10 protein-coding genes are annotated in these 12,787 nt (G+C 41.4%); 1 reads left to right on the plus strand and 9 read right to left on the minus strand.

Annotation, left to right across the window (positions count from 1 at the left end; all coding sequences use genetic code 11):
* Window positions 1-2 precede the first annotated feature (2 nt).
* From GVO60_RS01655 to GVO60_RS01690, 8 genes are all read right to left on the minus strand, one after another.
* Window positions 3-2,219, minus strand: coding sequence for a GumC family protein (locus GVO60_RS01655; RefSeq protein WP_159650859.1), 2,217 nt, complete (start codon window positions 2,217-2,219; stop codon window positions 3-5).
* Between the two features lie 42 nt (window positions 2,220-2,261).
* Window positions 2,262-2,792 (minus strand): polysaccharide biosynthesis/export family protein, encoded by a 531-nt coding sequence (locus GVO60_RS01660; RefSeq protein WP_159650860.1) that lies wholly within the window; start codon window positions 2,790-2,792, stop codon window positions 2,262-2,264.
* Window positions 2,793-2,805: 13 nt separating this feature from the next.
* Entirely contained in the window at window positions 2,806-4,041 is a 1,236-nt protein-coding gene (locus GVO60_RS01665) for an outer membrane beta-barrel protein (protein WP_159650861.1), read from the minus strand.
* Between the two features lie 10 nt (window positions 4,042-4,051).
* Window positions 4,052-5,467, minus strand: coding sequence for an undecaprenyl-phosphate glucose phosphotransferase (locus GVO60_RS01670; protein WP_159650862.1), 1,416 nt, complete (start codon window positions 5,465-5,467; stop codon window positions 4,052-4,054).
* A gap of 497 nt (window positions 5,468-5,964) precedes the next feature.
* Entirely contained in the window at window positions 5,965-6,714 is a 750-nt protein-coding gene (gene pstB / locus GVO60_RS01675; protein ID WP_159650863.1) for a phosphate ABC transporter ATP-binding protein PstB, read from the minus strand.
* A gap of 58 nt (window positions 6,715-6,772) precedes the next feature.
* Window positions 6,773-7,636: a phosphate ABC transporter permease PstA gene (gene pstA, locus GVO60_RS01680; RefSeq protein WP_159650864.1), complete on the minus strand. Its 864-nt coding sequence runs from the start codon at window positions 7,634-7,636 to the stop codon at window positions 6,773-6,775.
* Between the two features lie 21 nt (window positions 7,637-7,657).
* Window positions 7,658-8,590: a phosphate ABC transporter permease subunit PstC gene (gene pstC, locus GVO60_RS01685; RefSeq protein ID WP_159650865.1), complete on the minus strand. Its 933-nt coding sequence runs from the start codon at window positions 8,588-8,590 to the stop codon at window positions 7,658-7,660.
* A gap of 91 nt (window positions 8,591-8,681) precedes the next feature.
* Window positions 8,682-9,503: a phosphate ABC transporter substrate-binding protein gene (locus GVO60_RS01690; protein WP_159650866.1), complete on the minus strand. Its 822-nt coding sequence runs from the start codon at window positions 9,501-9,503 to the stop codon at window positions 8,682-8,684.
* A 378-nt stretch (window positions 9,504-9,881) separates the two neighbouring features.
* On the opposite strand from GVO60_RS01690, the gene GVO60_RS01695 reads away from it, so the two are divergent.
* Window positions 9,882-11,525: a methyl-accepting chemotaxis protein gene (locus tag GVO60_RS01695; protein WP_159650867.1), complete on the plus strand. Its 1,644-nt coding sequence runs from the start codon at window positions 9,882-9,884 to the stop codon at window positions 11,523-11,525.
* 74 nt (window positions 11,526-11,599) lie between these two features.
* On the opposite strand, the gene choV is transcribed toward GVO60_RS01695, so the two are convergent.
* The gene (choV, locus tag GVO60_RS01700) at window positions 11,600-12,787 is read right to left on the minus strand and encodes a choline ABC transporter ATP-binding protein (protein WP_159650868.1); all 1,188 of its coding nucleotides are present in this window, start codon (window positions 12,785-12,787) and stop codon (window positions 11,600-11,602) included.

The following is a 12,787-nucleotide window of genomic DNA, read 5'->3' on the forward strand; positions in this document are numbered from 1 at the left end:
CTTTAATTATTTTGTGCATATTGCGCATACTCAGAGTAAGTATGTGAACCCTTTTTTGGGGAAGGCACCTGATTTAACACTACACCGTCAATCGTTATTTGATGTTTAGTAAATAGGGTCATAGAGTGTTTATAAACCGATTTTGTTGTGCTATTCGCTTTAAGGACTAGCAAAATCCCTTTCGTTAGCTTTCCGACTATAAACGCATCTTTGACTGGCAAAATCGGTGGTGTATCAAAGATGATACGGTCATATTTACTTTCGAAATAAGTCATTAACTTTTCAAAAGCCTTGCTGCTTAACAATTCTTGAGGGTTAGGCGCTAACATACCAGCACTCAGCACATCTAAGTTTGAATCCTCAATCGTCGCAATGCAGTCTTGAAGTGGCGTATTCATCAATAAAATATTAGTCAAACCAGGCTGACTAGATGACAATCCAAAACGCTCCGCAACAGATGGTTTTCTCAAGTCACAGTCAATTAGTAATACTCTTTCTAACTTGGCAAATGACATCGCAAGGTTTACAGAGGTAGTCGTTTTACCCTCCCCCGGTACAGATGAAGAAATAGCCAACATTTTCCGTTCTGAATTATGTAGGTTTAGATAAAGAGAGGTGCGCACTGAATCAACCGACTCTTGAAAAACTCCAAACTTTTCGTTATTGAACACTTTTGAATCAATAGGTGATTTTTTGTATAACTTATCTTTCACTAAAGGTAGTGTGCCTGTTGGTAGTAAACCAAGTTTGTTTTCAAAGTCACGGGCCGACTCAATTGTGCTATTAAAGGCATCCAAGCAAACAACGAGTACCACGGCAAAGCCGAGGCTAGCGACAAACGCTAGTACCACAATCAACTTCTTATTTGGCTTATTCGGGTACTCTGGGATAAGAGCGTAATCACTAAAACGAGCATTTGCCGCACTGAAGTCACTCGTAGCTGTCGTCTCTTTCTGACGAGTTAAAAACAAATCATAGAGCTTTGCATTTGTATCTACTTCCCGTTTCAAAGCGTCGTATTCACGCTTGATAACACTAAGAGACTGAAACTCATCTTTTTTGGTCAACAGCTCATTTTTTAATAATGCTTCTTGGTTTTTAGCACTCGCTAACTCTTTTTCAATACCATTGATGAGCTTATTCACAACTTTTGTTGCACGCTTCTGAATAGATTTCAACTGAGCATTAGCTTGAATCATTTTGTCATGTTTAGGGCCATAACGTTTAGAAAGCTCACTGACTTCTTTTTCAGCATTTGATTCAGCTAAACGAATATCGCGAATTTGAGGGTGATTAGATATAAGAGACATGGATGCAAGCGTCGTCACATCAGTAGCCGCATTGCTTTTTAGTGCATTATAAAGAGCTTGAGTTTCGATACGCTTATCCGTTGCTTTCGCAATTCGATCTGTCAAGTTTGAAAGCTCAGAACTAGTAAGAGCAATGATGCCGCTGTCATCGATCAATTCTTGCTGCTGTAAAAACCTTAGTAGTGCCTGCTCAGATTCATCTAACTGCTGCTTTAGTTCTGCTAAGCGCTGATTGATCCAACCTGTCGCTTGCTCTGTCGCAAGTAACTTAGACTCTAAATTGTTTTCAATGAAAGCTAAGCCGACCTCATTGGCTATTTTTGCTGCTAACTCAGGGTCTTGAGACTCGAACGATATATGTACTAATTGTGTTTTCCTAACAGGGGAAATAATTAATTTAGATTTGAACGCCTTTAGGACATTTCGGTTCACAGCAGCCTGAGCCGCAATAAGATTCGTTTCTGTTATTTCGGTTTCAGGAAAGTAAGCAGCAATGGTAGGGTGAGTACGTATCTGCTGTTTAATGTTGTCGAGCATACTTGGCTTAGAATCCACTATACTCGGATTAAACTCTGCAACCTGAGACAGTTGTAGTTTGTCGATCACTCGTTGTGCGACTTGATTTGATTTTAAGATTTCATATTGCGTTAGGTAGTACTCTCGGGCCTTAGTATCGATTCCAATCACTTCCTCAATGGAAACGGCTTTCGCTGTAGTAGCTTCGATCAACAAAGTTGCCGTCGCTTTATACGTCGGTGTAATTGATAATGCAATCAGTGCTGCAATCGCAGTACATAGCAAAGTGAAGAAAGAAATCGATAGCCAGCGTGATTTAATTAAGTGTATGTAGTACCCAATATCAATCAGTGGCTCTTGTTGAGTAGAGTCAATAGGCGTGTGATTCAGCATGCTAGCGTCCAGAATGTGGTTTCGATTATGTGGAAATTAAAATTAGAAAAAGCTTTGATCTATAATGATAATGTCACCGGGCATGACTTTATTTGAGAGTTTCACTTTGCTTTTGGATTCTTCCGAGCCTGATTGAGCGATATACACTTTGCTTCTTGCAGCACGATCCGTAAAACCACCAGCCAATGCGATAGCCTTATCAACCGTTAGTCCCGGTTGGTACTCATAACCACCAGGTTTTTTTACCTCACCATTAACATAAATACTACGGAATCCGATGACACTAACACGAACCTTAGGATCAATCAGATAGTCACCTTTTAGTCCTCTTACTATCTCATTGCGAAGCTGTTCCGGTGTTTTGTTTAAAGCATTAAGCTGACCTAAGTAAGGGTATTCAAATCTGCCACCATTACTTATATAAAGTTCGTCTATTGATAAGTCATCTTCGCCATAGACGGAAATCTGAAGCCTATCTCCAGCTCCAATTTTATAGGTATCTTCGAAGGCTTTAGCGTTGACTTCGGAGAACAAAACAAACGTGAAGACTAGAATTGCTAAAATTTTATTCATTATCTGGTGCCTATTAGAAAATTAGATTAGCCGAGACGTAATAAACATTTTGGTTATATTTATTTTCATCTATCGACGAGTCATTATTTTCCATTCTCCAACCAGTGCTTAATTCGACAAAATCACGGATTTCGTAACCTAAACCTAAACCTAGGCGATAGAAGTCCTCAACTCGCGTTGACTCTGAGTAATCATCTTTTACATATAGGAACGAAACATCAGTAAACAGATTAGACATCCAGTAATGTTTCCAATTCGTATCAAAGCTTCGCTCATCGACGTAGTTTGAACCTTGCTCAGGATCTTTCGCTCGTTGTGCTGCAGAAACGAGCACGGTTGAGTAAGACAGAGGCTTCCACTCTAGATCTAGATCCCAACTGAAACCGTTGAAGTCCACTCTATTCGCTTCTGTATAGGATTTACTTTGTAGACCAAGCCTAAGTTTACCTGTCGTTTTGCCAGTGATATCCCATGTTGCACCTGTCAGGAAAAATCTATCAACGCTATCTTGTGAAGTTGTCGTATCGATGCCGTCATACTTGTAATCACGGTTATTGATATCGACTTCTGCTAGTAATCTCGTTGCTGGCATTGCGCGATAGTAAAAGGCCATCCCTGCACCAAACTCAAAATAGTCTTTAAATTTAGTACTATATGGAGCAAACTCTGGATCTTTAATATTTCGATAATTCTGATAGTTTTTGTCTTCAATCCGAAGCGAGGATTCGATTCTACCGGTCGCATTATCTGAGCCATACGTATGAGTCAGACTTGCTTTATGAACTGAAAACTCCACAGGACCATTTGCTGCGGTAGAGAAATTATCACCAGCAAGGATACCTGTACCACGTTCTTCATGTTGATATAGAAACGCATAGTTGATTGACAATGAGTTTCTACGATTAAGTGAGATAAAATTTTCTGTAGCAAAGCGGTGATCAATATAATTATCATCACGGCTATCCAAATAGTTGCCCGATGAAAGCTGATAAAGTACTTGGTATTTGCTTTCGCCTCGCTCTGCCTGCAAAGCAACACCAGGTTCAAGAATTATCAGTGACGAGGACTCTGGATTTGCATCATTTGAATAGCGTCCAATATTATCGTTGTATTCATAGCCACTATTGAAAACTGGCAGCACTTTCAGACCGGATTCTGTCGTATATCCATTCCCTTCTAGCGCAGCAAAAGCATTACTCGCTAATAGAGAGACAGTAAGCACTGATAGTGGTTTATTTAACGTCTTCATGAATAATCCTTTAATAAGCTGTTTTGCCCGTAAAACCTTTGAAAATAGTTAGATAGACAATTTTTATATCTAACCACAACGTCCAATTCTGTATATAAGTCAAATCATATTCGACACGCTTTTCCATCTTATCTAGCGTATCCGTCTCCCCACGATAACCGTTAATTTGAGCCCAACCAGTAATTCCCGGCTTCACGTGATGACGAAGCATATATTTGTCTATTAAACCTCGATATTCTTCATTGTGCGCAACAGCGTGAGGGCGAGGGCCAACAATAGACATTTGACCAGTAAGAACATTAAAAAATTGAGGGAGTTCATCTAGAGAGGTTCGGCGAATGAACGAACCAAATTTCGTGATTCGTGGATCGCCCTTGGTTGCCTGCTTCACGACTGCGCCATTATCTGTTGAGCGCATAGAACGGAACTTCCATACTTTAATAGGTCGCCCGTCAAGCCCATAGCGGTCTTGCTTAAATATAATTGGCCCTGGCGAGGAAAGTTTCACACCAATCGCAACGACTAGCAAAACGGGACTAATAAGTAGAATGATTAAGATCGAAAGCAGCACATCTTCGAATCGCTTAATAATCGAAGAAAAACCGCGGAAAGGCGTATCGTGCACACTAAGCGTTACAACATGACCTACATTTTTCCAGCGAGAGTGAATTAAATCAAAAGTAAAGAAATCTGGAACAATGTGTACATGAGCATTTGAATCTGAAAACGCATTCAGTATTTGCTTAATTCTTTTCGCGGCTTCCATTGGCAGTGCGACATACACATTTTTAACGCTTCGATGTTTCGCTAATAACAGCGCATCGTCAATGTTACCTAACATTTTGATACTTGGCTTAATTGAACCTAAGCTTTGTTCAATCCTATCGGACGTCCTATCGTCATAAAAACCAATTAGCTTTTCATCGATGTGTTTATTTTTTTCCAATTCATTTGCAAGCAGAAAACCAGCTCGCGTTGCGCCAATTATAATTGACTTGTTTCGATAACAATCATCTGGACGTAAGCTTTTCGGCAATACAAATACCGCCCATCTCCATGCCATTAAGAAAATAGGCGTAGACAAAAACCACACACCCAAAACCACTCTAGAGTAGGATTCTGAAACTTTAAAAAAGAAACCGATGACTAGTGACAAAGCAATACAGATGAACCATGACGTAAACACAGTCAGAAGGAGTTGCTTTAGAGATGTACGCTTGTGTGTATGGTAAACACCAGAGATTTCAGCAGCAAAAAAGTAAGCTATAACAACCACACACAAAATAAGCTTATATAGAGAAGAAAACTCTTCAACATACAAAAGAGTAGTAATAATTAGAACGGAGCAAATAAGAAATATATCGATAAAGCGATATACTAATACTGACTCTTCCCCATGTTGTTTTATTGGATATCCAGTTTCCATATAAATTACCAGGCTCAACTCGGTTTATTCAACGCTACCGCCCTTAGGTTTAGTTCCTAAAGCACTGCGCAAAAATCAATTCATGTTGTTAAAAATTCTGTGTATGAATCTTGTTGTAATGTCCATATAGTCTGAATATTTTTCATCGAAAAACAAATACCCTTTACAACCTTATTACTAGAGATCTTTAATTTGAGAGTGCAAAAAATATCACAAATGAGAATGCACAAAATCAGCATTCATGAAAGACCTGACATTCTATTGACAATGATAAATAGCATAATTTTTGATTAAAATTTAATCATCAAGAATAATCAGTTCGATTATCAGGCTCAGTATTTACTTAACTTTAGAACTAATACCTTTGATGAACTGTCTATGAGATTAATTTAAAATTTGCACACACAACGCATAAAAACAAAAAAGCCCCTCAAAATGAGGGGCAAAGTACCATCGCTTATTATTATAGTGATAATGCCAGTAAAACTATTCAGTGATTAGCCAAAATCACCATTTACGTAGCCTTTTGTTCGGTCATCTTTGGGCTCACTAAAGATGTTTTTTGTCTCATCGTGCTCAACTAACTCTCCCATTAAGAAGAAAGCGGTTCGATCTGAGATACGACGCGCCTGCTGCATCGAATGGGTGACGATAACGATCGTGTAGTTCTTTTTCAGCTCTTCCATTAACTCTTCGATCTTATGCGTTGCAATAGGGTCAAGAGCGGAAGTCGGCTCATCCATTAAAATGACATCTGGCTCCATGGCAATCGTGCGTGCAATACACAAACGCTGCTGCTGACCGCCAGACAAACCAAACGCATGAGACTTCAATCGATCTTTCACTTCATCCCAAAGCGCTGCACCGCGTAAAGAGCTCTCTACTACTTCATCTATGTGTTTCTTATCTTTTATACCTTGCGCACGTAAGCCGTAAGCTACGTTCTCATAAATGCTCATCGGAAATGGGTTCGGCTTTTGGAACACCATACCTACTTTAATGCGCAAGTCAGCAACATCGATATTACCGTAGATATCTTCACCATCCATGTTTAGGTCGCCAGTAATCTTCACCCCTTCAATCAAGTCATTCATACGATTTAGACAACGTAGTAATGTTGACTTACCGCAGCCTGAAGGACCGATGAGAGCGGTCACTTGACGAGTTGGAATCGGTAAATCAATGGACTTAAGTGCTTGGTTCTCACCATAAAAAAGGTCTAGGTTTTTAATATCAAATTTGTTCATCTTTTTAATCTCTAAATTCTTGAATTGGTATCTATCTTACTGTTTGAAAGCACGCCGATTAGTATGTGGCGGTGTTAAAACGTCTGGCGATTAACTTAGTCACCATATTGATCAGTAAGACAACAACAATCAGCACTGTGGCCGTACCATAAGCTTGATTCCACTCTTCTACGGTAAACAGTTCAGTGGTTAACTTGTATAAATGTACGGTCAATGTACGACCAGAGTCCATGAGTGAATCTGGAATTCGCGCTACCATGCCCGCAGTTAGAAATACTGGCGCAGATTCACCGATGACACGACCAATACTTAAGATAACCGAGGTCAAGATTCCTGGCATCGCACTTGGCAAGATTAAACGCCAGATAGTATAGATTTTCGATGCGCCAAGGCCATAAGACCCTTCTCGATAAGTCTGTGGAACCGCCATCAACGCTTCTTCTGTTGTACGTATAATGACTGGCAAAATCAGGATACTTAACGTCAAAGCGCCGGAAAGAATCGAGAAGCCGAGACCCAAAATAGCGACAAAGAAAGTCATGCCAAAGAGACCAAAGATAATCGATGGGATACCGGCTAGAGACTCTGTACAGAAACGAATCACTTTAACCAGTTTACTGCCCACTTGTGCGTATTCCGTTAAGTAAATAGCCGTCATAATGCCAAGTGGTGCCGCGACCGCAATCGAAGCAATCACCATATACACCGTTGCGACGATCATCGGGAAGATGCCGTGCTCTTCACCTGTACGAGTATAATTGTCAGTGATAAAGTTCCAGTCTACATGCTGTAAACCATTCGAAAGAATGTACCAAATAATCCAGAACAAGAAGCCAACCGTTAATGCCGCCGCCGCCCAGATGAGAGCACTCAATATATTATCTTGAAACTCACGAGCTTTTTTTAATTTTACGCGATCCATTTTTTAAGTCCTTCCCGTCAACTACTTCGCTTTTTCGCGGTTGAGATAAAGCAGCCCAGCATTGAGCATCATGATAAACACCAACAATACAACGCCTGTTGCATAAAGTGCGCTTGCGTGTACTCCACTCGCATAGGACATTTCTATCGCAATATTGGCAGTAAGCGTTCGAGCTGAATCAAGGATACCTTGAGGCATCGCTGGTGCATTACCCATCACCATGATAATGGCCATTGTTTCACCTAACGCTCGGCCGATCCCCAGAATCACCCCCGTCATAATCCCTGAGCGTGCGGCTGGAACCAACAATTTAAAAATGGTGAAAATTTTCGATGCGCCAAGTGCCAAAGAGCCTTCTTTATATGTACGCGGAACCGCTCGAATCGAAGTCTCTGAAACCGTAATAACCGTGGGTAGGATCATCACGCCAAGTACAATAATTCCAGCTAAGATTGTATTACCTGCAGGCACCTGAAAGATGTCTTGAATGAGTGGAACAATGATAACAAGGCCGAAAAAGCCGTAGACAACGGATGGAATACCAGCCAACAGTTCAACTGCCGGTCTGATAACATCAGCGACACGTTTTGGAGCAATTTCTGCAATAAAGATAGCGGTAAGAACGCCGACCGGAACACCAACAACGACCGCGCCAAACGTCGATACGACTGACGCAACAATCATAGTCGCAACGCCATATAACGCTGGAGGTAACCAATCTTGCCCTAGTACGATGCCAGTTAAGCCCGCCTCTTGAAAAGCAGGGATAGACTCTTTAAAAATGAAATAAGCAATAATTGCTAATGAGACAATGCCGATAACAGCACTGGTTAGAAATAAGCCGTGGAAGATTCGCTCTTTCCAATCTACGCGTTTTTTCGCACGCAGACGAGACTTAGAGATCTGAGTCACTTCACTATTCATAAGCTTGTCACTATTTGTTGCGATGGTCATAAGATTCTTACCGTTTCACGAGCTCAGCTCGCCAATAAGTAAAGAAAAAGGCTCAGCCCAAAAGAGGGGCTGAGCAAGGTTAGGGAAATAATTAGTTAACTGAAATGTAACCTTTTTGGTCTACAAGTGCTTGAGCGTCATCAGAAACCATCCAATCTAGGAATTTTTGAGTTTCTGTAGATGGCTTACCATCTTTGTATAGAACTAGGAATGGGCGAGCAACTTTGTATGATCCGTTTTTCACGTTGTCTACGTTTGCCGACACACCATCAATTGCCAGTGCATTCACTGAGTTGTCGACAGTACCTAGAGAGATGTAGCCAATCGCGTATGGGTTAGATGCCACCATTGTTTTTAGTGCACCGTTACCGTTTGCCACTTGAGCACGTTGAGAGATTGCAGAAACTTTCTTACCAGAGATTTTTTTCTTAAGCTTCATGATGTCTTCAAATGCGCCACGAGTACCTGACGCCGTATCACGAGTAATCGCTACGATAGGCTTGTCCGCACCACCAACATCTTTCCAGTTTGTCACTTCACCTTTGTAGATAGCCGTTACTTGCTCGGCCGTCAGCTTATCTAGACCGTTTTTAGGGTTAACAACGACAGCAATGCCATCAAGTGCAACCGTAAGCTCTTTAAGCGCTGGTTCTTTTTCTGAATCTTTTAGGTTACGAGAAGACATACCTAAATCTGCAGAGCCATTCTTCGCCGCTTTAACACCTGCTGACGAACCTGGGCCTTGCACCTCGATAAATACGTTTGAGTGGTTTTTCATGTATGTTTCAGAGAAAACTTCCATCAGTGGAGTTACGCTGCTAGAGCCGACTGCAGAGATAGTTTCTTTAGCAGAAACTGAAGTCACTGCCATTGCGCCTAGAAGTGCGATTGCACCGATAACTGTCTTTTTCATCACAATATCCTTAATTGGCTTTATTGCCGTTGTGTTTCACTTGAACGCTGCTAACTTTAGGGCTCAAATATGACAGTTGTGTTTCACTTCGTTGAAGCCTATATGACAGGTAAAAGTCACAAGAAAATACGCAAATAGGTGAGTATCAATTCTCACATGGTCTGTCTAGATGTGTAACAAGCCATGACAAACAAGATCAAAAGTTCATCTTAACCGCATGATATGTAAGTAAATTAGATGCATAGCGTCTATTCAAACTTTAGATAGAAGTCTAAATTTGGAAGTTGAATTATCCTCTCAGCAAATTAGAATCATTCTCGCAATTGATAATAATAATAATTTTTTATATTTCTATTTTATGAATAAAGAGGACACCAAATGCGCCAACTACTCAGTGGCTTGTCTATTAAGCTCCAGGTGGTTGTGCCTGTCATTTTTACTTTGCTACTTCTTGTCGCAGGTATCAGCTACAGCACATCTAACTTAAAGCATGTTTTTAACCAAGTAACAGTATCAACTGAAGACCTAATCACTCACAAAGATGAACTGACTAAGATCATCGATAACACCTATGGAATGCGAATCAAAGCTATCTATAGCTTATTCCGAGCAGATGATGTGGCTCAGTTAGCAACAACCCTAGAATCAAAAAAGCAGGTTAACTTCCGCCTACTCGACTCATTGAGTGAAGTGAAAGGGTTAGAACAAGAAACAAGATCAATGCGAGATGCAATCAATGACTACGTTAACTATTCTATTGATACGATGACGCCGCTTTTAAAAACCAAGCATTCGAGCTCAAATTTAACCTCGGAATTTGAACGTCAATATGATCAAGCTTCTTCTGTATATCGAGACAAAGGCAAGGTTATGGTGCAAGCCATTGAGGACCTATCTCGTAAGCTTAACGACCTAGCCTTGGTTGAAGTTGCGCAAAACCAAACCAACCACTCTAACGTAATGTTCAATGCCATCATTGGGTTACTCGCCGTATTGGGCGCTGCACTCATCATCAGCTGGCTACTTGCTGGCATAATCGTGACCCCAATTAAATCCCTTCAAGGGGCGATGAAAGAACTTGCGGAAGGTAATCTAAAAACCAAAGTTGAGGTGGAAGGTAACAATGAAATCACCGCGTTATCTCGCGACTTCAATACCACCGTCAATCAATTACAAAAAACAGTCGACGCCTTAGTTCGAATCAGTGTTGATGTTGCGTCAGCTTCTACAGAGCTCGCCGCTGTTATGACTCAATCGAGTGCCAACTCAGATCAAGAGAAAAACGAAGTTGAGCATGTCGCTGCGGCCATTAACCAAATGGAAAGTACCGCATCTGAAGTGACGGAAAATGCGAACAATGCCGATGCCGCTTCCACCAAAGCCGATCAACTCGCAAAAGAGAGCTTATCCATTTTTGAGCAGAACACGCGTTCAAGTGAGAAGATGGCTGAACAGCTTTCTGAAGCAGCGAACGTCGTTAACTCGCTGAAAGAACAATCAGAGCAGATCGGCAAAGTCATTGAAGTGATTGAAAGCATCTCCGAACAAACGAACCTACTAGCCCTTAACGCCGCTATTGAAGCTGCTCGTGCTGGTGAAAGTGGACGAGGCTTTGCTGTAGTTGCGGATGAAGTTCGTATGCTTGCCGCTAGAACTCAAGAGTCGACTAAAGAGATTCAAACGATTATTGAAGAGCTACAAACTCAATCAGGCAGCGCAAATGAAAGCATGCATTCTAGCCTTCAGCTTCTGAGCCAGAACCAAGAACAAGCAAAACGAGTGCAAGATTCACTCAGTAATATTGGCCAATCGATCTCTGAACTGACAAGCATAAACGCACAGGTCGCGGTTGCTTCAGAAGAGCAAGGACAAGTAACTTCCGATGTAAATAACAACTTAACCAACATCTATGAATTGGTTAGCCAAAACGTGACTGGAATTACTCAAGCTGCTGCAGCTAGCCAAGAGCTGTCTAGCCTTGCAGAGAATCAGAAGCAGCAATTAGGTTTCTTTAAAGTGTAAGAGTTCTTCAATGGCAATGAAAAAGGCGATACCTCATGGTATCGCCTTTTTTGTAAGTCACTACAAACGATTATTTAAGCGGCTTCTACGCTATTGTAGTTGCCAAGCAGAGCGTCATAGAACTCACTGTCGTTCAGTACACCGACCAATTTCCCCTTCTCAACCAACAAGATTGGTTGACCGCTACGCTGTTTTAACTCGATAGCTTCACGCATACCAATATCTGGGCTCGCAACAACAACCGTTGAATGATCAATCTCGCTGATCTTACTCTGCTCTGAATCCCAGTAATGAAGGACGAGCTGAGCGTTTTGTACTAAATTGAGCTCTTCGCTTCCCTGCTCTACCCAAACAGGTTGAGCAGAACAGATCTGTAAACGACTTTGCTCACGTTTCAATTCGCTCACAGGCTGCATTAAGGAGCGCCCTTTCAGCACATTGAGAGGATTTGTATGCGCGACAAAATCTCGCACATAGTCATTTTCAGGCGTTAAGATGATCTCTTCTGGCTGGCCATGTTGAATAAGCTTTCCCGACTCCATAATGGCAATATTATTACCAATTTTAAGTGCTTCATCTAAATCATGACTAACAAATAAAATCGTCTTATTTAGCTTCTCTTGTAAGACAAGCAATTCGTCTTGTAACTGCGCTCTAATCAGTGGGTCCAGTGCCGAAAAAGGTTCATCCATCAACAAAATATCGGTGTCCATTGCAAACGCTCGCGCTAAACCAACGCGCTGTTGCATACCGCCAGATAACTCATGAGGGAACTTAGATTCCCACTCAGACAAACCAACCATCTCTAGCTGAGTACGCGCTTTCTCACGTCGCTCTGCTTTGCCCATACCTTGAAGCTCTAGACCAAATGCAACATTATCTAAAACCGTTAGCCAAGGCATTAGGGCGAACTTTTGGAACACCATAGATACACGATGGGTACGAAGGTGACGCAATGTTTCTTCATCACAAGTAGCAAGATCCACTTGTTTGTCGACATCTTTGATTTCTAGCGCGCCGCGAGAAATGGTATTTAGACCATTAACCGCACGCAGCAAACTGGATTTGCCCGAACCAGAAAGACCCATCAGGACGCAAATCTCGCCTTCTTTAACACTGATAGAAACATTGTCCACACCAACCACTTGCGACGTTTCGTCGATGATCTCTTGGCGTGTTTTACCTTGATCAAGTAAATCCAATGCTTGTTGCGGCTTATCACCAAACACAACGTCCAGATTTTTAATTGTAATTGCATCCAT

It is taken from the genome of Vibrio atypicus (genome assembly GCF_009811315.1).
Lineage (GTDB): Bacteria > Pseudomonadota > Gammaproteobacteria > Enterobacterales > Vibrionaceae > Vibrio > Vibrio atypicus.